21 protein-coding genes and 1 other RNA gene are annotated in these 24004 nt (G+C 70.3%); 11 read left to right on the top strand and 11 right to left on the bottom strand.

The annotated features are described in order from the left end of the window. Nucleotides 1–30: 30 nt before the first annotated feature. The 5 genes from AB0H88_RS07130 to AB0H88_RS07110 form a co-directional block, all read right to left on the bottom strand. The gene (locus tag AB0H88_RS07130) at nt 31–1038 is read right to left on the bottom strand and encodes a LacI family DNA-binding transcriptional regulator (RefSeq protein ID WP_357642270.1); all 1008 of its coding nucleotides are present in this window, start codon (nt 1036–1038) and stop codon (nt 31–33) included. A gap of 276 nt (nt 1039–1314) precedes the next feature. Continuing rightward, nucleotides 1315–1710, bottom strand: an RNA gene (gene rnpB, locus AB0H88_RS07125) — RNase P RNA component class A. 55 nt (nt 1711–1765) lie between these two features. Then, nucleotides 1766–3049, bottom strand: a complete 1284-nt coding sequence (locus AB0H88_RS07120) for a bifunctional RNase H/acid phosphatase (protein ID WP_357642268.1) — start codon at nt 3047–3049, stop codon at nt 1766–1768. After that, nucleotides 3046–3786 carry a C4-type zinc ribbon domain-containing protein gene (locus tag AB0H88_RS07115; RefSeq protein WP_357642265.1) on the bottom strand — a complete coding sequence of 247 codons (741 nt, stop codon included), beginning with the start codon at nt 3784–3786 and terminating at the stop codon, nt 3046–3048. The genes AB0H88_RS07120 and AB0H88_RS07115 overlap by 4 nt, the downstream gene beginning before the upstream one ends. Before the next feature lie 2 nt (nt 3787–3788). After that, on the bottom strand, nt 3789–4589 hold the full coding sequence (locus AB0H88_RS07110) for a Nif3-like dinuclear metal center hexameric protein (RefSeq protein WP_357643143.1): 801 nt from the start codon (nt 4587–4589) through the stop codon (nt 3789–3791). A gap of 114 nt (nt 4590–4703) precedes the next feature. Between AB0H88_RS07110 and AB0H88_RS07105 the strand changes: the two genes are divergently transcribed. From AB0H88_RS07105 to AB0H88_RS07085, 5 genes are all read left to right on the top strand, one after another. Continuing rightward, nucleotides 4704–6143 carry an NAD(P)/FAD-dependent oxidoreductase gene (locus tag AB0H88_RS07105; protein WP_357642262.1) on the top strand — a complete coding sequence of 480 codons (1440 nt, stop codon included), beginning with the start codon at nt 4704–4706 and terminating at the stop codon, nt 6141–6143. 127 nt (nt 6144–6270) lie between these two features. Then, complete coding sequence (locus tag AB0H88_RS07100) at nt 6271–7053, top strand: GNAT family N-acetyltransferase (RefSeq protein ID WP_357642260.1); 783 nt, start codon at nt 6271–6273, stop codon at nt 7051–7053. Between the two features lie 69 nt (nt 7054–7122). Further along, nucleotides 7123–8553 (top strand): Nramp family divalent metal transporter, encoded by a 1431-nt coding sequence (locus AB0H88_RS07095; protein WP_357642257.1) that lies wholly within the window; start codon nt 7123–7125, stop codon nt 8551–8553. Nucleotides 8554–8634: 81 nt separating this feature from the next. After that, nucleotides 8635–9597, top strand: a complete 963-nt coding sequence (locus tag AB0H88_RS07090; RefSeq protein WP_357643142.1) for a WYL domain-containing protein — start codon at nt 8635–8637, stop codon at nt 9595–9597. A 106-nt stretch (nt 9598–9703) separates the two neighbouring features. Further along, nucleotides 9704–10828, top strand: coding sequence for a C45 family peptidase (locus AB0H88_RS07085; RefSeq protein ID WP_357642255.1), 1125 nt, complete (start codon nt 9704–9706; stop codon nt 10826–10828). Here AB0H88_RS07085 and AB0H88_RS07080 read toward each other — a convergent pair. The 3 genes from AB0H88_RS07080 to AB0H88_RS07070 are packed head-to-tail and all read right to left on the bottom strand — an operon-like array spanning nt 10800 to nt 14421. Beyond that, complete coding sequence (locus AB0H88_RS07080) at nt 10800–12284, bottom strand: AMP-binding protein (RefSeq protein WP_357642253.1); 1485 nt, start codon at nt 12282–12284, stop codon at nt 10800–10802. The genes AB0H88_RS07085 and AB0H88_RS07080 overlap by 29 nt on opposite strands. Further along, a complete protein-coding gene (locus AB0H88_RS07075; protein ID WP_357642250.1) occupies nt 12284–13258 on the bottom strand; it encodes an acyl-CoA dehydrogenase family protein in 975 nt (324 codons plus the stop codon). The genes AB0H88_RS07080 and AB0H88_RS07075 overlap by 1 nt, the downstream gene beginning before the upstream one ends. Beyond that, nucleotides 13255–14421, bottom strand: a complete 1167-nt coding sequence (locus AB0H88_RS07070) for an acyl-CoA dehydrogenase family protein (RefSeq protein ID WP_357642247.1) — start codon at nt 14419–14421, stop codon at nt 13255–13257. Before AB0H88_RS07070 ends, AB0H88_RS07075 begins: the two co-directional genes overlap by 4 nt. A 183-nt stretch (nt 14422–14604) precedes the next feature. On the opposite strand from AB0H88_RS07070, the gene AB0H88_RS07065 reads away from it, so the two are divergent. From AB0H88_RS07065 to AB0H88_RS07050, 4 genes are all read left to right on the top strand, one after another. Next, nucleotides 14605–15813 (top strand): HAMP domain-containing sensor histidine kinase, encoded by a 1209-nt coding sequence (locus AB0H88_RS07065; RefSeq protein ID WP_357642245.1) that lies wholly within the window; start codon nt 14605–14607, stop codon nt 15811–15813. Nucleotides 15814–15816: 3 nt separating this feature from the next. Then, complete coding sequence (locus AB0H88_RS07060) at nt 15817–17163, top strand: HAMP domain-containing sensor histidine kinase (protein ID WP_357642243.1); 1347 nt, start codon at nt 15817–15819, stop codon at nt 17161–17163. Between the two features lie 11 nt (nt 17164–17174). Then, nucleotides 17175–17774, top strand: a complete 600-nt coding sequence (locus AB0H88_RS07055) for a TetR family transcriptional regulator C-terminal domain-containing protein (protein WP_357642241.1) — start codon at nt 17175–17177, stop codon at nt 17772–17774. Nucleotides 17775–17840: 66 nt separating this feature from the next. Beyond that, nucleotides 17841–18806, top strand: coding sequence for a diiron oxygenase (locus AB0H88_RS07050; protein WP_357642238.1), 966 nt, complete (start codon nt 17841–17843; stop codon nt 18804–18806). A gap of 41 nt (nt 18807–18847) precedes the next feature. Here the strand turns inward: AB0H88_RS07050 and AB0H88_RS07045 are convergent, their stop codons facing one another. Next, nucleotides 18848–19732 carry a class I SAM-dependent methyltransferase gene (locus AB0H88_RS07045; RefSeq protein ID WP_357642236.1) on the bottom strand — a complete coding sequence of 295 codons (885 nt, stop codon included), beginning with the start codon at nt 19730–19732 and terminating at the stop codon, nt 18848–18850. Nucleotides 19733–19780: 48 nt separating this feature from the next. Here AB0H88_RS07045 and AB0H88_RS07040 point away from each other — a divergent pair, with 48 nt between their 5' ends. Together AB0H88_RS07040 and AB0H88_RS07035 are read left to right on the top strand one after the other, a co-directional pair. After that, nucleotides 19781–20365, top strand: coding sequence for a copper resistance CopC family protein (locus AB0H88_RS07040; protein ID WP_357642234.1), 585 nt, complete (start codon nt 19781–19783; stop codon nt 20363–20365). Beyond that, nucleotides 20362–21387 carry a CopD family protein gene (locus tag AB0H88_RS07035; RefSeq protein ID WP_357642231.1) on the top strand — a complete coding sequence of 342 codons (1026 nt, stop codon included), beginning with the start codon at nt 20362–20364 and terminating at the stop codon, nt 21385–21387. Before AB0H88_RS07040 ends, AB0H88_RS07035 begins: the two co-directional genes overlap by 4 nt. On the opposite strand, the gene AB0H88_RS07030 is transcribed toward AB0H88_RS07035, so the two are convergent. Together AB0H88_RS07030 and AB0H88_RS07025 are read right to left on the bottom strand one after the other, a co-directional pair. Further along, nucleotides 21345–22532: a hypothetical protein gene (locus AB0H88_RS07030; protein ID WP_357642228.1), complete on the bottom strand. Its 1188-nt coding sequence runs from the start codon at nt 22530–22532 to the stop codon at nt 21345–21347. The genes AB0H88_RS07035 and AB0H88_RS07030 overlap by 43 nt on opposite strands. 106 nt (nt 22533–22638) lie before the next feature. After that, nucleotides 22639–23907, bottom strand: coding sequence for a cytochrome P450 (locus tag AB0H88_RS07025; protein WP_357642226.1), 1269 nt, complete (start codon nt 23905–23907; stop codon nt 22639–22641). Nucleotides 23908–24004: the final 97 nt, after the last annotated feature.

Genomic DNA, 24004 nt, shown 5'->3' with positions numbered 1-24004 from the left:
TCGCCGCGCTCGCCGGAAACGGGGCGAATGTCAGCCGGTCGACTCGCGTGCCACCACCGAGAAGCGGCTGATGAACTCCCGCGCGACCTGCTTGTTCTTGCCCATCTCCGCCAACCGCTTGACCAGGAACCCGACGGCCGTGCCGGCCATGAGCGCGTGGTCGGGGTCGATCGACGACAGCGAAGGAACGGTGTAGGCGCCCTCGGCGATGTTGTCGAACCCGATGACCCTGACGTCCTGAGGCACGCGCATCCCCGCGTCGGCGAACCCGCGCATTGCCCCGATGGCGACCGTGTCGGTCACGCAGAACGCGCCGTCGACCCCGGCCCCGGACTCGCTCACCCGCTGCGCGGCCGCAGCGCCCTGCTCCATCGTCAGCTCCCCGATGGGGACGAGGAGCCGCGGATCGACGGGGATGCCGGCTTCCCGCAGCGCCTCCCGGTAGCCGTCATGGCGCAGGCTGGAGACATCGACCTCCTCCCCTGGCGCGCCGTCGATGAGCGCGATGCGGCGGCAGCCGCGCTCGATCAGGTGCGCGGTCGCGGCCCTGGCGCCCTCGACGTTGGGCATCGCGACGTGGTCCACGGGCCCGTCGAAGATCCGCTCTCCCAGGATGACCATGGGATAGTCGATCTTGAGCAGGTCGGTGTCGGCGGGCCCCAGCCCGACCGTGCTGAGGATGAGCCCGTCGTAGAGCCGGTTGCGCGACAGGGCCAGGGCGTCGAGCTCGCCCTCGCGGGAGGCGCCGGTCTGCTCGATCGCCACCTTGAGGTTGTGCCGGGCGGCCGCCTTGATGATCTCGGCGGCGAGCTGCCCGTAGTAAGGCCGGTCGATCTCGGGCACGCCCAGCCCGATCGTGCCGGTGCGCCCGGTACGCAGGTTGCGGGCCGCGACGTTGACCCGGTAGTCGAGGTCGGTGATGGCCTGCAGCACACGTGCCCGGGTCTCGCTCCTGACGTGCGGATGGTGGTTGATCACGTGGGACACCGTCATCGCGGACACGCCCGCGGCCTTGGCCACGTCCTGGATCGTCACCATTCGTCGTTCACCCGCACGCGCTCGATCCTCCCACGGCCTCAACCCTTGACGCTGCCCTGCAGGAGCCCGTTGAGGATGGCCACCGCCGTCACCGATGCGCCCATGCGGCGGGTCCGGCTGGAGACGGCTTTCGGGCACATCATGCTTTCGGACCGGGCCACCGTAGATCATGGGCTGGTGAAGACCAAGATAGGGGGCCATCGAAAGCATGATCCGAAGCTCTAGCGGAACTGGCGATCATTTTTTAGCTGTTGTGCCTGGTAGAGGGACTTCTAGGAGACGAGTCGGCCTGTAGGCCGGGTTCTGTCCTTCGTCGGAACGAAGGGGCGACCATCCATCTAGGGCCGTCGTTGCCGGCGGCCTCAAGCGGTCTACCCGCGCGGCTCGGGCGGGCAGCCCTCGAACGTCGCGCGCGGGACGCTCCGGAGAGCGTCCCTTCTTGACCTTGCTCCGGGTGGGGTTTACCTAGCCGCCCACGTCGCCGTGGGCGCTGGTGGTCTCTTACACCACCGTTTCACCCTTACCTCCAGAAAGATCTGGAGGCGGTTTGCTTTCTGTGGCACTGTCCCGCGGATCGCCCCGGGTCGGCGTTACCGACCACCCTGCCCTGTGGAGCCCGGACCTTCCTCGGCGGGCCCGTGAAGGGCCCGACGCGGCCGCCCGGCCGACTCGTCTAGCTGGAAGTTTATCAAACCTCCGTAGATCTTCAGTCGGTCGAGTGGGGATGTCAGCGTAGGTGGAAGGTGTCGTTGAAGGACTTCACCACGGACTGGCCGTCGGCGTAGTGCTCGATCAGCGACAGGCATGCCAGATCCAGGTGCATGCGGTACAGCGCGGCCGGAGGTGCCATCAGCGCGAACCGCAGCAGCGTCTTGATGGGCGTCACGTGCGACACGATGAGCACCGTCCGGCCCTCGTACCGCTCGACCAGGCGCTCCTCCGCCCGCTTGACACGCTCCGCCACGGCCTCGAAGCTCTCGCCGTCCGGGGGCGCGGTGGTCGGGTCGGCGAGCCAGGCGGCCAGTTCGGCGGGCCAGCCGCGCTGGACCTCCGTGAACGTGTGGCCCTCCCAGACGCCGAAATCGGCCTCCCTGAGGTCGTCGTCCACTTCTACGGCGACGCCGGTGCGCTGGGCGACCGCCTCCGCGGTCTGCCGCGCGCGCTTGAGGGGGGAGCTGACGATCACGTCCAGGTGGTACGGCTCGCGGGACAGCCGCTCGGCGGCGGCCGATGCCTGGGCCAGGCCCTTGGTGGTGAGTTCGGCGTCGCCCAGGCCGGAGAAGCGGCGGTCGACGGACAGTGGGGTCTCGCCGTGGCGCAGCAGGAGCAGGGAGGTCGCCACTCGGGTTGGTGGGGCCCAGCCGGTGCCACGGTTGCGCTGCTGGGTGGTGGCCAGAGAGGCGGAAGGGGCTGACAAGTCAGAAATGTCCGCCGCCGCCACGTCCAAGAGGTCCGTCTGTTGGGTGGATGTGGATGAGGACCGGGATCGGGCCGAGGTTCCGGAGTCACCTCGAGTTCCGGAGGCGGCCGAGGTGGGCGTGGGCGGCGAGTCCGTGAGGGCCGGGCCGGCCGCGCCGCCCGCCTTCCAGGTCAGGCCCTTGGCCGCGGCGTCCATCGCCTCGTTGGCCAGGCGGTCGGCGTGCCGGTTCTGCTCACGCGGGATCCAGGTCCACTCCGTCACCCGCAGCCGTCTGGCCAGCTTGCCGGCCTCCAGGGCGAGTGGGCGCAGGCCCTCGTTCTTGATCTTCCACCGGCCGGCCATCTGTTCTATGACCAGTTTGGAGTCCATGCGCACCGCGACCTGGGCGTCCTCGCCCCCCACCGCGAGCACCGACGTCAGCCCGGCGATCAGCCCCCGGTATTCGGCCACGTTGTTGGTCGTGACGCCGATCGCCTCCGCCGCCTCCGCCAGCACCTGGCGGTCGGTGGCGTCCATGACCACGGCGCCGTAGCCGGCGGGCCCGGGGTTGCCGCGCGAGCCGCCGTCCGCCTCGATGATGTAGGAGCTCATATGCCTGACTCTGGAGTACGTACGAGGATGCGGCGGCACTCCTCGCAACGCAGCACCTCGTCGTGCGGCGCGGCCTTGATGCGGTTCATCTCCGCGATCGACAGGGCCACCTTGCAGCCCTGGCACCGGCCGCCCCTGAGCATGGCGGCGCCCACGCCGTACTGGTCCTTGAGCTTGGTGTAGAGCGTGAGCAGGTCGGCCGGGATCTCGCCGGCGATGGTGGTGCGGCGGGTCTGGGCCTCGCTCGCCTCCTTGTCGAGGTCGACGAGCAGGGCGTCGCGGCGGTCCTCGGCGGCGGCGCGCGTGGCGGCGATCTCGTCGCGCTGCGCGATCAGGTCGAGAACCTTGCTGTCGGCGGCCTCGCGGCGTTCCATGATCTCCAGCACGACCTCTTCGAGGTCGCCCTGGCGCTTGTGCAGGGAGGCGATCTCGGATTGGAGGCTCGCCAGGTCCTTCGGCGAGCTGACGGCGCCGGAGTCGAGCCGCTTCTGGTCGCGGTCGGCGCGGCTGCGAACGGCCTCGACGTCGTTCTCGGCCTTGGACTGCTCGCGGGCCAGGTCGCCGGCCTCGGTCTCGACCCCGATCACGTCGGTGGCGAGCTTGGCGTAGCGCTTCGACTGCTCGTCGATCTCCGCCAGCTCCGGCATCGTACGGCGGCGGTGCGCCAGCCGGTCGACCACGGAGTCAACGTCAGCCAGGTCGAGCAGTCGTTTCTGGGCCTCGGGGGCTGCTTTCATGATCAATATCCTCTTGTCCAAGCATCGGTGACCGTGGCGGAGACGCGCGTCTCAACGGTAACGCCACTCGAACCCAGGATGGACGCCGCGCTGTCGAGCCATGGCCACTCGGTGGCCCAGTGCCCGGCGTCGATCAGCGCGGGGCCGCCCTCCTCGACGAATTCGCTGGTCGGGTGGTGTCTCAGGTCCGCGGTGAGGAACACGTCGACTCCCGCGGCGCGGACCGTACTGAGGAGCGAATCGCCCGCTCCCCCGCTGACGGCCACGCGCGTGACGCGGCGGGACAGCTCGCCCGCGACGCGGATGCCCTGCGCGGTCTCCGGCAGCCCCGCGACCGCCCGCTCGGCGAACTCCCCCAGCGTCATCGCCGACGGCAGTTCGCCGACGCGGCCGAGCCCGCGCCAGGGATCGTCGGGGAACGGCCGCAACGGGACCAGATCGCCGGTCAGGCCGACGGCGCGGGCCAGGGCGTCGGAGACGCCGGGGTTCGCCACGTCGGCGTTGGTGTGGGCGGTGTAGAGGGCGATGTCGTTCTTTATCAGGTTGTGGAGGAGGCGGCCCTTGGGCGTGGTCGCGGCGACGCTCGTGGTGCCGCGCAAGTAGAGGGGGTGGTGAGTGACGATCAGGTCGGCGCCCCACTCGACGGCCTCGGCGGCGACGGCCGCGACCGGGTCGACCGCGAACAGCACCCGCCGCACCTCCTGCGCCGGATCTCCGCAGACCAGGCCCACCGCGTCCCAGGACTCGGCTCGGGCGGGCGGGTAGGCCGCCTCGAGCTCCTTGATCACATCTGCCAGCGTCACTCCAGCCACCAGCGCAGACTACCGGCCGGCCGGCCCCGGTACGTGATCGGCGAGGGGTGTCGCCGGAGGGACGCGCGGCGTACCGTAAGTGGATCCTGACTTGTGGAGGATGCCATGGCGCCCAGGGTCGCGATCATCGGAGCGGGGTTCGGCGGATTGTGCATGGCGATCCAGCTCGAACGGGCCGGGATCGGCTCCTACACGGTCTTCGAGAAGGCGGACGGCCTGGGCGGTACTTGGCGCGACAACAGCTATCCGGGCGCGGGCTGCGACATCCCGTCGCACCTTTACTCCTACTCCTTCGAGAAATATGCGAGCTGGACCCGCCGCTACCTAGAACAACCCGAAATTCTTGCCTATCTAGAGCATTGCGCCGATAAATACGATGTCAGGGGAAAAATTCGGTTCGGCAGCGAGGTCGAGCGCGCCGTCTTCGACGGCTCCCACTGGCAGGTCAGTACGGCCGGCACCACCGAGACCTTCGACGTCGTCGTCATGAGCGTCGGCCAGCTCAATCGCCCCCAGCTCCCCGACATAACCGGAATGTCAGACTTCGAGGGCACGTCCTTCCACTCCGCCCGCTGGAACCACGACCACGACCTGACCGGCAGGCGGATCGCGGTGATCGGCAACGGCTCCTCGGCCGCCCAGCTCATCCCGCGCGTCGCCGCCGAGGCTGAGCACCTGACGGTGTTCCAGCGCACCCCGAACTGGGTGATCCCCAAGCCCGACGCCACCTTCGACACCTTGACCAGGCTCGCGTTCCACTTCGTCCCGGGCCTCCAGCGCGCCTACCGCGAGTGGATCTACCGGTACGCCGAAGGCACCCTCTACCCCGCCCTGGCCCAGGGCTGGAGCGCCGGCCTGCTCAAGAAGCGGGCTCTGGACCACCTCCGGAACCAGGTCCCCGACCCGGCGCTGCGCGCCAAGCTCACCCCTGGCTACCCGCCGGGCTGCAAGCGGGTCGTCATCGACAGTTCCTTCTATCCCGCCCTGACCCGGCCGAACGTGGACGTGGTGACGGAACGGATCGTACGGATCACGCCGACGGGCATCGAGACCGCCGATCGGCCGTACGAGGTGGACACGATCGTCTACGCCACCGGGTTCAGGAGCACCGAGTTCCTCGCGCCGATGGAGGTCTCGGGGCGGGGCGGCCAGTCGCTGCGGGAGCGGTGGAAGGACGGGGCGGAGGCGTACCTGGGCATCTCGGTGCCGGACTTCCCGAACCTGTTCCTGCTGTACGGGCCGAACACGAACCTGGGCCACAACTCGATCATCTTCATGATCGAATGCCAGGTGAACCACATCCTGTCCTGCCTGCCGTACCTCTCCGAGCAGGGGCCGATCGAAGTGCGGCCCGAGGCGATGGCGGCGTGGAGCAGGCAGCTCGACGCGGCGATGGCGCGGATGGTGTGGGGCAACGGCTGTCAGAGCTGGTACAAGACGGCCGAAGGCCGCGTCACCAACAACTGGCCCGGCCCCACGACGCTCTACCGCCGGTTGACGGCCCGATCACCGCGCACCGCGTATCGCCCGGCCACCGCCGCTTGACGGCCCGATCACCGCGCACCGCCTATCGCCCGGCCACCGCCGCTTGACGGCCCGATCTCCGCGCACCGCCTACCGTCCGGCCACCCCCGCAATGGCTGGTCTGACCAGCGACGGGTAGGTAAGCGCAATGACGAGTGCGGAAGCGGCCGCCGCCCGTGAGGCGGCCGAGAAGACCGGTGTGACGATCCGCGAGCTGCGCGAGATCCACGACTTCCAGGAGGTCTACCGGCTCTACGACGACATCTGGCACCCCGACCCGCGCAACGCGCCCGTGCCGGTGGAGCTGATGATCGGCTTCGCCCACGCGGGCGGCTACGTGGCCGGGGCGTACGAGGGCGAGCGGCTGGTCGGGGCCTCGGTGGGCTTCCTCGCGGCGGACCGGACACTGCACTCGCACGTGACCGGGGCGGTGATCGGGCGCGGCATCGGCTACGCGCTCAAGCTGCACCAGCGGGCCTGGTGCCTGGAGCGCGGGCTGGAGAAGGTCACCTGGACCTTCGACCCGCTCGTACGCAGGAACGCCCGGTTCAACCTGACCAAGCTGGGCGCCCGGCCGGAGCGGTACTTGGAGGACTTCTACGGCGTCATGGCCGACGCGATCAACGAGGGCGACGCATCCGACCGGCTGCTCGCCGTCTGGCGGCTGACGGAGCCGCCGCCGGAACCGTCCGCCGGGCCGTACACGCGGGGGGTGGAAGTGGACGGGACGCGGCCGATGATCGGCCTGGCCGACGGGCCGGTGGTGCTGGTCGCGACGCCGTACGACATCGAGACGCTGCGCCGCGAGGACCCGGAGGCGGCCCGTGCGTGGCGGCTGGCGGTGCGGGAGGTGCTCGGCGGGCTGATGGGGTCCGGCGAGCGCGTCACCGGGTTCACCGACGACGGGGAATATGTGGTGGAAATGGGCTGACTGGCTATTCCACTCAGCTTTCGGATCTCTGTAAGGTGGCGCTTACGCACGTCGAACAAGGAGATCCGCATGGCGGAATTCACCCCGACCGTTCCTGCGCGAGTCCTGCCCCCCGTCGCCGTCCGAGACCTGCCGGAGCCTCCGCGATCAAGCTGGCGCATCATCGGTCCCGGCCTGGTCGGCGCGGGGGTCGGGCTGGCGTCCGGCGAGTTCATCCTCTGGCCCTACATCGCCTCCCAGGTCGGCCTGGTCTTCATCTGGGGCGCCGCGATCGGCATCATCACCCAGTGGTTCCTCAACATGGAGATCGAGCGCTACACCCTGGCCACCGGCGAGACCGCGCTGACCGGTTTCAGCAGGATGTGGAAGCACTGGAGCCTCGTCTTCGTCGTGATGACGCTCTGCTCGAACCTGTGGCCCGGCTGGGTGACCACGTCGGCCACGATGATGACCTACCTGACCGGCACGGGCGCCGGCAGCGTGCGCTGGATCGCTATCGGCATGCTGGTGGTGATCGCGCTCGGCCTGACACTGGCGCCCGTCATCTACATCCTGCTGGAACGGGTGATCTTCGTGAAGATCGCTCTGGTGCTGTTACTCGCGGTGGTCGCGATCCTGTTCGCCATCAACGCCGACAGCTGGATCGCGCTGGGCAAGGGCCTGAGCGTCGGGGCGCGGTTCCCGGTGCCGCCGCTGGAGTTCGCGGTGCTGATGGGCGCGATCGCCTACGCGGGCGCGGGCGGCGGCCAGAATCTGTGCCAGAGCAACTGGATCCGCGACAAGGGCTTCGGCATGGGCCTGTACGTGCCGCGCCTGGTCAGCCCGGTCACCGGCCAGGAGGAGGCGGCCGCCTCGACGGGCTTCCAGTTCGCGCCGACCAAGGAGAACCTGGCCCGGTGGCAGCAGTGGTGGCGTTTCGCGAACATCGAGCAGGCGGCCACCTTCGCGCTGGTGTCGTTCCTGACGATCGCGCTGATGTCGATGCTCGCCTACTCCACGGTGTTCGGTGCGCCGGGGCTGGCCAACGGCATCGGGTTCCTGCAGGTCGAGGGCGAGGCGCTGAAGGCGTCGGTCGGGCCGTGGTTCGGCGTGCTGTTCTGGGTGATCGGGGCGCTGTCGCTGTTCGCCTCGGCCATGGGCATCGTCGACTACACCTCCCGGCTGGCCTCCGACGCGCTGAAGACCATTTACCTGCGGGACAAGGCCATTTCCGAGAACCGCGTGTACTTCTTCGTGGTCTGGGCGATGGCGCTGCTCGGCATCGTGATCCTGCTGCTCGGGTTCGACCAGCCGCTGATCCTGCTGGTGTTCTCGGCCAGTTTCGCGGCGGTGATGATGTTCGTCTACTCGATCCTGCTGATCGTGCTGAACCGCCGGTCACTGCCGGACGCCCTCAAGGTCAGGTCGTACCGGCTGGGCGCGCTCGTCTGGTCGATCGCCTTCTTCGGCACGCTCACCGTGCTGACGGTGATCCAGCAGGCGCACAAGCTGTTCGGCTGACCTGAGATCCCCGCCATCGCGGAAACATCGCGGGAACATCGCGGAACCAGGCTTTCCGCGATGGCGGGCAGACTGGCAGGCATGCTCGACACCTCGGCCCGCCTGCTCAAGCTGCTGTCCCTGCTCCAGGCGCACAAGGACTGGTCGGGCCCCGAGCTGTCCGTGCGGCTCGGGGTCTCCACCAGGACGATCCGCAACGACGTCGAGCGGCTGCGCAGCCTCGGCTACCCCGTGCACGCCACGCCGGGTGTCGCGGGCGGCTACCGGCTCGGCGCCGGGGCCGCGCTGCCGCCGCTGCTGCTCGACGACGAGGAGGCCGTCGCGGTGGCCGTCGGCCTCGGCCGCGCGGCGGGCGGCGGCGTCCAGGGCATCGAGGAGACCTCGGTACGCGCCCTGGCCAAGCTGGAGCAGGTGCTGCCGTCACGGTTGCGGCGCCGGGTCAACGCCCTGAACGCCTACACGGTGCAGATCCCCGGCGACGTCCCGTCGGTGGCCCCCGACGTGCTGACCACGATCGCCAACGCCGCCCGCGACCACGAACGGCTCCGCTTCGACTACACCGGCCACGACGGCTCCTCGACCATGCGCGACGCCGAGCCGCACCGGCTCGTGCACCGGCGCGGGCGGTGGTACCTGGTCGGCTACGACGTCGAGCGGCGGGACTGGCGGACGTTCCGGGTGGACCGCGTCCTGCTGCGGACACCGGCCACGGGACCCCGGTTCACGCCCCGCGAGCTGCCCGGCGACGGTGACGTGGCCGCGTACGTGGAGAAGGGCGTGACCACCGCCATGTGGCGCTATCACGCGACGGTGCTGCTGCACAGCCCGGCCGAGGCGATGCGCCGGCTGCCGCTGAAGCTGGACATCGAGCCGGTCGACGAGGCCACCTGCCTGGTCAGGTTGAGCGGCGACGACCTGCCGGGGATGGCCGTGTGGATCGGGTTCATCGGTGTGGACTTCGAGGTGCTCGACCCGCCGGAGCTGGCCCAGCACGTACTGCTCCTGGCGGATCGCTACAGCCGCGCGGTCCGCCGCCCTCGCTGACAAGCGGTACGCGACCCTCCCCGACGCGCCGTACGCGCCCTCGCTGACGGTGGACGGTCAGTCGACGGTAGGGGAACGGTCAGCGCCCGGCGGCAGCCTGGCGGTCATGAAGAACATGACGCAGATCGCGGGCGGCAGGAACGACTTCCAGCTCGTCCGCCACCTGACCCTCCACGGCAGCCAGGTCGAGATCGGCCGGGCGCTCACCGAGGAGGCCCTCAGGCTCGGCTGGGCGCCGACGCCCGCCGACCCCGCCGTCAACCGGGCTCGACGGACCTGGTTCGAACGGCACTGGCCCCAGCACCACGCCCGCATGGACGGCGCCGCCGCGGCGCTCGGGCTCGACCCCGACCAGGACGAACTGGCCCTCGACGGGCTGGGTTACATCCCCGCGGGCTCCGGCTGCTCGGCGCTGTGGTGTCCGCCCTCCGCCGGCACCGACGGCCACGGCAGGGTGGGCCGCAACTACGACTTCTTCACCACGACCACCAGCGAGATCATGGGCCAGGCCGCCCGGCCCGGCGAGCTGCCGATGTCGTCCAGGCCGTATGTGATCACCACGGTGCCCGACACCGGCCTGGCCTCCACCGTCATCACGATGTCCGAACTCGACGGCTGCATGGACGGCGTCAACGAGGCCGGTCTGGTCGTCATGCTGCTCATCGCCGACTTCGCCAACGCCGAGCCGCCGCAGAACGTCTCGCCGCAGGTCGGGGTGGGCAGCGCGCAATTGCCCCGCTTCCTCGTCGACACCTGCGAGAACGTGGAGCAGGCCAAGCAGGCGCTGCTCGGCGCCAAGCAGTACGACCACGGCGTGCCGCTGCACTACCTCGTCGCCGACGCCCAGGGCCGGGCGTTCGTGTGGGAGCGCGGCCGGGACGGCGCGGAGCACATCATCGAGTTCGGCGACGCGCCGCTCTGCGTCACCAACCACCTCCTGCACCGCAACCCCGACCCGATGAACCTGCCCGAGGACACCGAGTCCAGCTTCCAGACGTACGAGCGGCTGCGTTCGCTGTACGAGCGGAGCAAGGGCGCGCTGATGTCGCCCGAGGACCTGCGCGCGAGCCTGCTGGCGGTGCGGCCGGATCCGGCGCTGCCGTTCCGCACGATCTGGAGCACGGTCTTCGACCCGGCCGACCGCACCCTCGCGACCCGGTTCTACCTGGGCGACGAGAAGGGGTACACCGACGAGCTGGTCTTCACCGCGAGTCGAGGTACTCCTGCCTGACCTTGGACCGTGACAGCTTCCCCGTCGGCGTACGGGGCAGCGCGTCCCGGTAGTGGATCACCTTTGGGTGCTTGAACCGGGCGATGCGCGGCTCGCAGTGCCGCAGCAGCTCGGCGGTGAGCTCGGGGTCGCCCGTGACGCCCGCCGCCGGCTGGACGAGGGCGACCACGCTGTGCCCCCACTCCTCGTCGGGCACCCCGATGACGGCCACGTCCGCCACGAGGGGGTGCTCCAGCAGCGCGGCCTCGATCTCGGCCGGGTAGATGTTGACCCCGCCGGACACGATCAGGTCGGTGCGCCGGTCGCACAGGAACAGGAAGCCGTCCTTGTCGAGGTAGCCGATGTCGCCAGGGGTGTACCACTCGCCGCGCATGCTGGCGGCCGTCTTGGCCGGGTCCTTGCGGTATTCGAAGGTCCCCAGGCCGGACTTGACGTAGATCATGCCGGGCTCGCCGGGCGGCAGCTCCACGCCGGCCTCGTCGAGGATCCTGACCTCGAACGTGGGCGCCGGCTTGCCCACGGTGCCGGGCCGGGCCAGCCAGTCGTGCGGCTTGACCGAGAAGGCGATCGTCGACTCGGTCGAGCCGTAGTACTCGTAGAGCACCGGCCCCCACCAGTCCATGATCCCCTGCTTGACCGCCACCGGGCAGGCCGCGCCGGTGTGGATGACCTGCCGCAGGCTCGACACGTCGTAGCGCGCTTTGACCTCTTCCGGCAGCCGCAGCATCCGGTGGAACATGGTCGGGACCATCATCGCGTTCGTCACCCGATGGCGCTCGACCAGCTCCAGGATGTTCTCCGGCTCGAAGCGCGGCGTGATCACCAGGGTGTGGCCGAGGTGCAGCGCGAACTGCGTGTGGGCGCACGGCGCCGAGTGGTACATCGGCGAGGTGACCAGGTGCACGGCCGCGCCGGGCACCAGGTCGACGATCTCGCCGAGGAACCAGACAAAGAGCGGGACGCTCGCCTCGGGCTCGGCTCCGGACAGCGGCCGCTGCACGCCCTTGGGGAAGCCGGTGGTGCCGGAGGTGTACCACATGACGGCCCCGCCGGCCCGCCCGCCGGGCGCGTCCGCGGGCTGCCCCTCGGCCAGCCCGGCCGTGCCGATCTCGCTCCCGGGTACGTGGCCGTCCGCGGTGATCACGATCTTCGCGTCGCAGTCCGCCAGGATGTAGGCCACCTCCGCCTCGGTGAGATGCCAGTTGATCGGCACGTAGTAGAGGCCGATCTGCCCGGTCGCCATCATCATGATCACCGCGTCGAGGCCGTTCGGCAGCACGCCGGCCACCACGTCCCGGTCGGTGAGCCCACGGGCGCGCAGGCCGTGCGAGACCTGGTTGACCCGGGTGAGCAACTCGCCGTACGTGGTCCGGGACCCGTCCACGTCGATGACCGCGAGCCGGTCCGGGTCGGCGGCGGCGATCGCGTAGAAGCCGGGCAGTCCGCTGATGTCCATCACAGCTCCAGCAACTCGGCGAGGCGGGCCCGGTGGATTCGTGGCGGGCCGAGCAGCACTTCGTCGGCCTTGGCCCGTTTGTAGAACAGGTGCGCGTCGTGCTCCCAGGTGTAGCCGATGCCGCCGTACAGCAGCAGATGGTCGCGGGCCACCTCGAAGCAGGCCCGCCCCACGTACGCCTGGGCGAGCGCGGCGGCGGCGGGCAGCTCCTGCGGCGACTCGTCGGCGGCCCAGGCGGCGAAGCGGACGATCGACTCGGCCTGCTCCAGCTTGCAGTGCATGTCGGCGAGCTTGTGCTTGACTCCCTGGTAGGAGCCGATGTAGCGGCCGAAGGCGACCCTGATCTTGGCGTAGGCGACGATGGCGGCCAGCGCGGCGCGCAGCACGCCGAGCTGCTCGGCCGCCAGCGCCACGGCGAGCAGGTCGTCGACGCCGGCCGGCAGTGGGCCGAGCTCACGGCGGGGCGCACCGTCCAGCGCCACGCGGGCCTGGCCACGGGTCAGGTCGAGCGTCTCCAGGGCGGTCCTGGTGACGCCGGGCGCGGTGAGGTCGACGGCCGTCAGGACCTCGCCGTCGCGCAGCAGGAGGACGTCGGCCTCCATCCCGTTGAGCACCCGGTCGAGCGGGCCGGTGGCGAGCGTGGCGGTGATGCGGCCTTCGGCGATGGCGGTCAGCAGTTCCTTGTCCGGTACCCGGGTCAGCGCGATCGTGGCGAACGCCGTGGCCAGGAAGGGTCCGGGTAGCAGCGCGGCGCCCGTCTCCTCCAGCGCCACGGCCAGCTCCGCGAAGCCCGCGCCCGCCCCGCCGTACTCCTCCGGGACGATCAGCCCGGACAGGCCGAGCTCGGCGTTGAGCCGCGCGTACACCTCCCGGTCGTAGCCCTCGCGGACCTTGGGCAGCGGCGAGGCGGCGGCCAGGAACGAGCGGACGGCGGCGCGGAGTTCCTGCTGCTCCTGGCTGAGTACGAGCTTCACCCCTGCGTCCCCACCTTCAGGTCCTTGAACGGCACGGTCTTGTCCACCCGGGGCTCGGGCGGCAGGTTGAGCACGCGGTCGCCGATGATGTTGCGCATGATCTCGTTGGTGCCGCCGCCCAGCGACATGCCGGGGGCCATGGAGATCGCCTGCGCCAGCGGGTGGCCGCCGACGACCGCCTCGGGCCCGACCAGCCGGGTCGCGAGGTCGGCCTGGTACAGGTACAGCTCGGCCAGCAGCAGCTTGGCGGCGCTGCCGCGGGCACCGGGGAAGATGCCCGCCTTGGTCTCCTGGGACAGGCGCTGGTTGAACAGGGCGAGCGCCCGCGAGCGGATGTGCAGCTCGACGAGCTCGTCCCTGACCAGCGGGTCGGTGGTGTCCACCACCTGGCGCAGCGCCGCCAGCGAGGTGGGGTCGTCCTTGCCCTGGCCCATGCCGACGCCGGCCGAGATCGACAGCCGCTCGTGCAGGAGAGTCGTGACCGCGACGCTCCAGCCGTCATTGACCTCGCCGACGCGGTGCGCGTCGGGGATGGGGACGTCGTCGAAGAAGATCTCGTTGAAGTTGGCCCGGCCGGTCATGTCCTTGAGCGGCCTGATCGTGACGCCCGGGTGGCGCATGTCGACCACGAACATGGTCAGGCCCTTGTGCTTGGGCACCTCGACGTCGGTGCGGGCCAGCAGCAGCCCCCAGTCGGCGTGGTGGGCGACCGAGGTCCAGACCTTCTGGCCGTTGACGATCCAGTCGTCGCCGTCGCGTACCGCCCTGGTCTGCAGGCTGGCCACGTCGCTGCCCGCGCCCGGCTCCGAGAAGAGCTGGCACCAGATCTCCTCGCCGCGCAGCAGCGGCCGGACGAAGCGTTCGCGCTGCTCGTCGGTGCCCCGGTCGACCAGCGTCGGGCCCGTCATGCCCAGGCCGATCGAGAAGACGTAGGTGGGCAGCGTGAAGTCGCGGGCCGCGGCGGCGAACGCGCGCTCCTCCGCCTGCGTCAGCCCCTGGCCGCCCCAGCGGGCCGGCCAGGTGATGCCGGAGTATCCGGCGTCGTAGAGCCGGGCCATGAAGTCCTTGGCCCTGGCGACCGGGTCGGCCTCCGGGGAGTCGCCGGCCGGAGCGTTTTCGAGTAGCCAGGCCCTGGCGGCATGCCGATACTCATCAAGGTTCACATCGTCTCCCTGACATCAGTGCTCACTTACTCTAACCAGCCGAATGCGGCACGCATAGAGCGCCGTTCGGTTGGCGTTTTATCCGGATTTGTCGCCGAATCTCCGTTAATTAGGATGGTGACGACTAGGTGTGATCGGCTGATCGCCGGGGGGAAAGGCGTGGTCACACGGTTCGGGCGGTCCGTGCGTGCGCGGTTGACGCTGTTCGCGAGCGTCGCCATGGCGCTGCTGTGCGTTGTGGTCAGCGCGTTCGCGCTGCACGCGGTGCACACCACGGCGGTCGGGCGCCGCACCAACGAGGTGCTCACCGCCGCCCTGCGCGTGGTGCACCTGGTCAAGCGGCACGAGCTGCCGCCGGTCATCAGCGGCGAGGTGGACGGGATCCAGGTCGTCGACTCGGCCGGGCGGGTGGTGTCCACGACGGAGAACCTGACCGGCCGCCCGCGGATGAGCGAGTGGACACCCGACGCCGACAACGCCAACCGCACCCGGGTCGTGTGCGACCTGCCCGACTTCCCCGGCCGGTGCGAGATCCTGACCGTCCTGCGCGTCTACGAGCGGAGCGGCGACTGGCTGGTCTACGCGGCCGGGGCCATGGTGCCGCGGTACGTCCACCCGGCCGTGCTGGGATTCCTGGGCGGCGACTCGCTCGCGCTGGTGGCACTGACCTGGTTCGGCGTGTCCCGGGTGGTGACCAGGACGCTCCGGCCGGTCGACCGGCTGGAGCTCGCGGCCGAGCGGCAGCGCAGGTTCGTCGCCGACGTCTCGCACGACCTGCGCAGCCCGATCACCGCCATGCGCGCGGAGGTCGAAGAGGCCATGCTGTACCCCGGCGAGGCCGACTGGCAGCGGACCGGAGTGGCGCTGCTGGGCAGCCTGGACCGTCTCCAGGCCATCGTCGGCGACCTGCTGACGCTGGCCCAGCTCGACGCGGGCGCCCCCGCCATCCGCGAGCCCGTAGACCTGGCCGAGTTGGTCGGCGCCGAGACGGCCGGGCGGCGTTCCAAGCCGGTGATCACCGACCTGCGGCCGGGCGTGACCGTCATGGGCGACCCGGTCCGGCTGGCCCGCCTGCTCACCAACCTGCTGGACAACGCGGAGCGTCATGCCGAGTCCCAGGTCGCGGTGACCGTACGGGACAGCGATGGGGCGGCCGTGCTCGAGGTCGTGGACGACGGCGCGGGCATCGCGCCGGACCAGCGAGAGGTGGTGTTCCAGCGCTTCACCCGGCTGAGCGCCGCGCGCGAGCGCGACGCCTGCGGCACCGGACTGGGGCTGGCCATCGCCCGCGAGATCGCGCTGGCTCACGGGGGCACCCTGACCCTGGAGGACTCCGACCGCGGCGCCCGTTTCGTGGTGCGGCTCCCTCGGCTCCCGATCGTGGAAGGCTGAGAGGTGTTCGCCAGGTGGTCGGTACGGCGCCGGATGACGGTGGCCGCCCTGCTGTCGACGCTGGTCGGCTACTTCGTCACCGCCGTGCTCATCACACCGCTCGCGAACAGCGTGCTCACCGGGTACCGGATCGAGCACGCGGCCGGCGAGGCGCGCCGGGTCGCGGCCGGCGTCCAGCGGTCCGCGCCGGATCGGATGCGGCCGGTGACGGCCACCGAGGACGTGGACCTCATCCAGGTGGTCGACGACCACGGCGCGGTACGCCAGGCCAGCCCCAGGCTCCTGGGCTATCCGCCGCTCATCAGGGACACCTCCACGGGCGAGGACAACCGCCTGGACACCACCGTCTGCACCAACCGGGTGCCGGGCGTGAAGTGCCTGATCGTCGTGGGGTACCGGGTGCCGGTCGGGTCGACGTTCTGGACGGTCTACGCCTACGTCCCGGCCGTCCCCTGGTACATCAGCCCGCTCTATGTGGTGGCCGTGCTGCTCGCCGTGCTGCTGCTCTCCGCGATCACGGCGTACGTGGCCAGGACGACGGTGACCAGGGCGCTGCGGCCCGTCACGGCCATCAAGACCGAGCTGGCCGAGATCACCGCCACGGACCTGGGCCGCCGGGTGCCGCCCTTGCCGCACCGCGACGAGCTCGACGACCTCGCCCGGACCGTGAACCAGACCCTCGACCGGCTGGAGCACGCGGTCCAGCAGGAGCGCAGGTTCGCCTCCGACGCCTCGCACGACCTGCGCACCCCGCTCACCGCGATGCGCGCCCAGATCGAGGAGGCCATGCTCCATCCGGACGAGGCCGACTGGCCGCGGACCGCCGTGGCCCTGCTGTCGAGCCTCGACCGGCTGCAGGCCATCGTCACCGACCTGCTGACGCTGGCCAAGCTCGACGCGGGCGCGCCCGGTCTCGGCGCCGACGTCAACCTGGCCGAGCTGGTCGAGGAGGAGCTGGCCCGCCGGCCGCCCGGCAAGCGCGTGGAGCTGAACCTGCGTCCGGTGGTGGTGATCGGTGACCCGCTGCGCCTGACCCGCCTGCTGGCGAACCTGCTCGACAACGCCGAGCGGCACGCGGAATCCACGATCACCGTGACCGTCGACGAGCGGGGCGGCTGGGGCGTACTGGAGATCCTGGACGACGGCGCGGGGATCGCGCCGGACCAGCGCGAGAACGTCTTCCGCCGGTTCACCCGGCTGGACGCCTCACGCAACCGCGACGCGGGGGGTACGGGGCTCGGGCTGCCCATCGCCCGTGAGATCGCCACGGCGCACGGTGGTACTCTCACCGTCGAAGATTCCGACACTGGTGCCCGGTTTGTCCTACAAATCCCCCGGGTTAGTAGTTAAAGTGGCCCGCTGTGACACGGGGTTTCAGCCGATTACGGCGCGAAGATTTACTGAAGACAGCCTGCGAAGTGATCGCCGAGCAGGGGTTCGGGCACACCAGGACGATCGACATAGCCAGAGCCGCCGGCGTGAGCCAGGCACTGCTGTTCTACCACTTCGAGACCAAGGACGAGCTGTTCGCGCAGGCGTTCGCCTATGCCGCCCGGATGCATCTCGACACTCTGGACGCCATCGAGCGCTCGCCGAGCACGCCGCGCGAGCGGCTGCGCGCGCTGTTGCGCCGCTCCTCCCCCGCGGGCTCGTCCGACGGCTGGCGGCTGTGGATCGACGCCTGGTCGGAGTCCATGCGCAACAAGGAGCTCGAGCAGACCGTGCGACGGCTCGACGTGCGGGGCAGGACCATGCTGCGCGGGATCATCGAGGCCGGCGTGGCGTCGGGCGACTTCGTCTGCTCTGATCCCGAGGAGTCCACCTGGCGGATCTTCGCGTTGCTCGACGGACTGGCCATCCAGATCCACGTGCACCCCAAGGTCGTGTCGCGCCGCTGGGCCACCCGGCTCCTCCGCGCGACGGCCGCCGCCGAAGTCGGCCTGAACCCGGACGACCTGTGATGGGCGTCACTCTTCCCCTCTTATTAGATGCTTCGTACAATTACCGGGCGAGGAGAGGAGCAGGCGATGACACGCGCACCGAGCTCTACCACCGCCAGGGAGACCGACGAGCGGGTCGCCGAACGGAGCGCCTACCAGGCGGTCATCCAGCGTCTGTCGAAGGCATCGGTCGACAAGCACTGGGAGCCGTACAAGGACATCCCCTGGGAGGATCCGGAGTTCCTCGTCGACCAGACCGATCCTCGCTGGGAACTGCCCGGGGTGGACAAGCTCGGCGGCCATCCGTGGTACCGCAGCCGCTCCCCCGAGACGCGGGCCAGGATCGGGCTGTGGCGGCTGGCCACGGCGATGAAGATCGGGCTGCAGTTCGAGAACCTGCTCAAGCGCGGCCTGCTCAACTACGCCTACCGGCTGCCGAACGGGTCACCCGAATTCCGCTACGTCTACCACGAGACCATCGAAGAGGGACATCACGGGATGATGTTCCAGGAGTTCGTCAACCGGACGGAGCTCCCGGTGCGCGGCATGCCGGGGCCGCTCAGCATGCTCGCCCAGATCGCCCCCTGGATCCCGCTGATCTCGACCGAGCTGTTCTTCGTGTTCGTGCTCGGTGGCGAGGACCCGATCGACCACGTCCAGCGCAAGCTCCTCAAGGACGATCGGGTCCACCACCCGCTCGAAGAGACGATCATGCGCATCCACATCGCGGAGGAGGCCAGGCACATCTCCTTCGCCCGGCACTACCTGCGCAACCGGGTGCCGAGGATGCCGCGCTACCGGCGCCTCATGCTGGGTGTCGCCTCGCCGATCATCCTGGGGATCATGGCCAGGATCATGCTGGCGCCGCCGGGGCCGATGATCAGGCGGTTCGCCATCCCGCGTGACGTGGTGACCGAGGTGTACCTGCGCAATCCGGCGGCCAAGCGGGAGATCCGTGACTCGGTGGGCAAGACCCGCGAGTTGTGCACCGAGATCGGCCTGGTGAACGCTGTCACCAGGCCGATCTGGCAGGCCATGGGCATCTGGGCCTGAGAGGCTTTTAGGACCTGAGGGGCTTTAGGGACGGCGGGGCTTTAGGGACGGCGGGCGACCAGCACTTCGGTGATCGCCCGCTCTTCCCACACGCCCGACGGGTTGGCGGCCAGGAGCACCCGCCGGACCGCGTCGGTGAACTCCGCCACCCTGTCGCCGAGCCTGTCGGGAGTGGTGTAGGAGTACGACAGCTGCAGCCCGATCACGGCGTCGAGGTCCCAGGTCAGCCGCTGTTCGAACAGGCTCGCCTCCACCCGGTCGAACGGCGAGTCCGCGAGCACGTCGTCGTGGTGCTCCCCGCTGGCCTGGAAGGAGTTGCCCGCCAGGAACTCGTTCATCGCGAACTCGGCGCGCACCTCCCGCACGACCGGCTCCCACGGATGCTCGCTGTGGTCGCGGGAGGGTCCGATCAGGGCCACCGCCCCATCCGGGGGCAGCAGCAGGTCCAGCTCGGCCAGTACGGCTCTGCGGTCCATCCAGTGGAACGACCTGCCCATGACGACGTCGTCGAAGGGTGGCAGGGCGGCCAGCGTCGTGGAGTCGCCGGGCAGCCAGCGGATGTTCGGCGTACCGGCGGCGACGCGTCTGCCCTCGGCCAGCATGCCCGCGTCCGGGTCCACGGCGATCACCTCGCGCACGGCTCCCGCCAGCGGGATCGCCACCGTGCCGGGGCCGCAGCCGAGGTCGAGCACCCGGCTGCCGGGGCCGAACGCCCGCGCCAGGCAGCCGATCGCCTCCTCCCCGTGTCCGGGCCGGTACTTGGCGTAGAAGGGGGCGGCGCCGCCGAACAGGTTCGTCATGGTGAGACGATATTCGGGTTCTGTTGGCGTCCACTCTCCTTCGAGGGTGTTGAGGTTGACGGTAAAGAGGTTGACGGTGACGAGTTCGACGGTGAAGAGGAGGTCGCGTTGAGGGGCACGGTTCACCGGCTCACCCGGCGACGAGACGTGACGAGTTCGGTGAGGAGGCTGGTCGTGATCCTGCTGCTCGCCTTCGCCGGGGTGGGCGTCGCTCTCCCGGCGCGAGCGCACAACGTGCTGGTCGGCAGCGACCCCAAGGACGGGACGACGCTGAGCGCCGCGCCCGCGCGGATCACGCTCGTGTTCGACCAGGCGGTACGCCAGGGATACGCCCAGGTGGGCGTGACCGGGGCCGACGGGACGGCGTGGGCCGACGGGACGGCCGAGGTCGCCGCAGAGAAGGTGTCGATCAAGGTCAAGCCACTGCGGACGGCCGGGGCCTACGTGGTGGGCTACCGGATCCTGTCGGCCGACGGGCATCCGGTCACCGGCAAGATCAGCTTCAACCTCGCGGCGGGCGCCACGGCCGTACAGGAGGGCGCCGGGACGCAGGACGCGGTCACGGGCGGCACCGGGGACACCGGAGCCAAGGCCGCCGAGGCGGCGGCGAACGGCGGGGCGGGGATGGCCGTGGTCTGGATCGTGGGAGCGCTGCTGGTGCTGGCCGCCGGCACGGCCGTGTCCCTGCGCCGCGCCCGCACCCCAGCCCCAGCCCCAGCCGACAGCGAGAGGCGCGACAGTGAGGGGGCCGGCGCGTGACGATCACCGCTCCCCCTAGGCAGCGGATCGGCGGGCGGTGGGTGGTCGGGGCGTTCGCGGTGTGCGCGATCGTCGCCGCCGTGGTGGCCAGCACGTTCACCGCGCAGGAGGCGGTGCCGGGCATCCCGATGCCGGGTCCGGTGGTGGCGTACGGGCTGCCGATCGTACGGGTGCTGCTCGATCTGGCGGCCGTGGCCGTGGTGGGACTGAGCCTGGTGCCCAAGCTGCTCGGTTTCGACGCGCCGGAGCTGACCGAGCCGGTCCTGCGCAGGACGCGGCCGCTCACCGTCACCGCCGCGTGGGCATGGGCGGTCTGCGCGCTGCTGACGATCGTGTTCCAGACGGCCGAGCTGAACCCGGGCGGCCTGCCCACGGTCGGCATGATCGCCGCCTACGTCGACGGTGTCGGCACCGGGCAGGGCCTGCTGTTCAGCGCCGCGTGCGCGCTGGTGGCCGCGGGCATCGGGCTGATGGCCGTGCGGTTCGGCGAGAAGGTGCCCGCCGAGCTGCGGATCATCGTGGCGCTGTTCGGCCTGCTGCCGATTCCCGTGACCGGTCACGCGGTCAACTCCGTGTGGCACGACCCCATCATGATCGCGATGGAGACGCACGTGATGGGCGCGGCGGCGTGGGCGGGCGGGCTGGTGGCGACGGCGGTGTTCGTCGCGCCGCGTCCGTCGCTGCTGGCCGCCGCCCTGCCGCGTTTCTCCAGGATGGCGACCGTCTGCCTGCTCCTGGTCGGCCTGTCCGGGCTGATCACCGGGCTCGGCACGATGGCGCTGACGCCCGGCGTGGAGCTGCCGGGCGCCATCGTGACCAGTCACTACGGCTTGCTCGTGGTGGTGAAGCTGACGCTCACCGCACTGCTGGTGCCGCTGGCCGGGCACATCAGGTTCCGGCTGCTGCCGCTGATCCGCCGCGCCGAGCCCACGGCCGTGGTCGGCTGGGTGGCCGCCGAGGTCGCCCTGATGGGGATGGCCTATGGCGTGGCGGTCGCGATCACCCGGGCCTCGATCGGCTGACGCCGGGTCGCGAGCCACTCGCAGACCAGCCAGGCGATCATCAGCCCCGCCCCGGCCCAGACGGCCGACGACGGGACCAGGGGCGGCGCGCCGAGCAGGCCCTTCTGCCCCATCAGCGCGCCGTACACCGCTCCCATGATCGAACTCTGCGCGGTCAGCGCGCCGTAGACGGCGGCCGTCGCCACCACCGCCCCCAATACCGCGCGCACCGGCGCCAGACCCCGCATGGACAGCCGTACGGCGAACGCGAGATCCACGCAGATAGCGGCTATCACCAGGAAGTACGGCAGCGCCGACGGCGGGAAATTGGTGAACGTCAGCAACGGCCAGGCCACCGTCCTGAACCCCAGGTAGGAGGCGGCCACCAGCGTCGCCGCCCCGAACCTGCCGATCATCATCCGGGCCACGACCAGCACGGTCACGCCGACGACCACCGCGTACACCGGATAGAGGAAGTCCGGCACGGGAAGGGTGAAGTTGGTCATCATCACCCGGTCGACCGGACGCCCCATCTGGTCGGCGGCGAACCGCAGCAGGATGGGCTCGGCGTAGATGGCATGGTTGTCCCAGGCGCCGATCGACAGGATGCCGTACTCCTGGTGCTGCTCGGGGAAGTGCACGTTCTCCAGGAAGAACGCGAAGAACGCGCCCAGCATGACCGTGCGCTCCCTGCCGGGCGGCGCGCCCATGAACCAGCCGCGGATCACCCCGGCGATCATGAAGAACGAGCCCCCGTACAGCATGAGGTGGGACGGGCTCCACGAGGTGATGTCCAGGCCGTTGACCCGGTGGTTGATCAGGTCGAGCGGCACCGCGACGAGAAATATGCCGGTGCCCCACTGGATCAGCCGGAGCGCCGCCTTGTCCACGCCGAAGCCGGTGTAGCCGTGGATCACGGTCAGCGCGAGGGCCAGGGCCGTGCCGACGGAGTTGAGCAGGTGGGGCGGCGCCAGGTCGTCGCGCAGCCACTTGAAGTGCCAGGAGACGTCCCAGGTCGCGCCGAGCACCTTGAACGTGAACGCCACCAGCCAGCCGTAGTAGAGAACCCTGAACAGGTCGGGCGGCGTCTCGCGCCCCGCCTGCCCGCGGGTCCAGTGCGGCAGGGCCCAGTCGGCGGCGGACTTGATGATTGCGGGAGCCTTCACGGCGGAAATCTTACGATGCCTTCTTCCGGAGCAATACGCGCATGTGCCTCGTCATCCGGCTTGCCGCCCCTTCTGCCGGCCTTGACATCGAGACCGGCGCGCACAGTCAGGCGGAGGTCAACTGCCTTCCTCGGTGGGTCAGCCGTACAGGCAGGTGTTTGAGCCCGTTCTGGAAGTTGGACGTGAGGCGGACGGGCGCCCCCGCGAGCTCGACCTCCCAGGCGAGCAACTCGGCGAAGACCGCCCGGAACTGCACGCGCGCCAGGTGGGCGCCGAGGCAGAAGTGCGGGCCGAAGCCGAAGCTGACGTGGTCGTTCGGGGTGCGGGCGACGTCGAACCGGTCGGGGTCGGGGAAGACGGACGGGTCGCGGTTGGCGGAGGCGTGGTAGACGACGACCTTCTCGCCCGCGCGGATGCTCCGGCCGCCGAGCGTGAGATCGCGGGTGGCCGTACGGCGGAAGTCCATGACCGGCGGCCAGAACCGCAGCATCTCCTCCACCGCCGGGCCGAGCAGGGCGGAGTCGGCGCGCAGCCGGGCCAGTTGGGCGGGGTGTTCGAGCAGGGTGAGCAGGCCGCCGGGGATGCCGTTGCGCAGCGTCTCGTTGCCGGCGACGGCGAACAGGAAGAACATGTTCTCGAACTCCGCCTCGGTCAGGCCGCCGTCCCTCATGGCCGACATGACCGACTCGCCGTGGGCGCTCTTGGCCAGCGCGTGCGCGTACGCGAACATGTCCGCCAATGCCGCCCGGGAGCGGGGGTTCACCCCTGGCCCGAGCCGCGGCCGGGAAGCGGTGGCGAGGCGGCCGATCGGGCTGAGCGACTCGGCGTCGGCCGTGGACAGCCCCGCGTAGTCGGCGTCCTGATAACCGATCACCCGGGACGCCCAGTCGTACAGCAGCCGCCTGTCCTCGTCCGGCACGCCCATGACGTGCGCGAGCGTCCAGACGGGCAGGTCGGCGGCGACCTCCACGAAGTCGCACACGCCCGCGGCAAACAGCGACGCGGCCCGCTCGGCGATCGTCCGCTCCAGCGCCCGCACCGCGCGCGGCGTGAAGGCGGCCGCCACGATCCTGCGCAGCCGGGAGTGGTCCGGCGGATCCGTGTTCAACATCATCGCCCGCACGAAGGCCAGGTCGGCGGGGGTGTCGGGGTCACGGATCTGCGTGGCGCCCAGGTGCGAGGAGAAGTCGTCCGCGGCGCGCAGCACGTGCTTGACGTCGGCGTGCCGGAACACGCCCCAGTATCCCGGCCCCTCACGCCACGGACCCACGGCTGGTTCCGGGATTCGGCAGACGGGGGTTTCCCGCCGCAGCCGGTCGTAGAGGTCGTACGGGACGGCGTGCGCGTACGTGGCGGGCAGAAAGACCTCACTCACGGGCGGCTTTTCCACCGGCGGTATCCGTGGCAGGAAGTTATCCACAGGCTCTCGCCACGTCTCCTCGCTCATGCCTGCCAGCCTGCATGATGGGCGG

The sequence above is a fragment of the Nonomuraea sp. NPDC050680 genome, assembly GCF_040654555.1.
Taxonomy (GTDB): domain Bacteria; phylum Actinomycetota; class Actinomycetes; order Streptosporangiales; family Streptosporangiaceae; genus Nonomuraea.
This window is presented reverse-complemented; position numbering and strand designations above follow the sequence as displayed.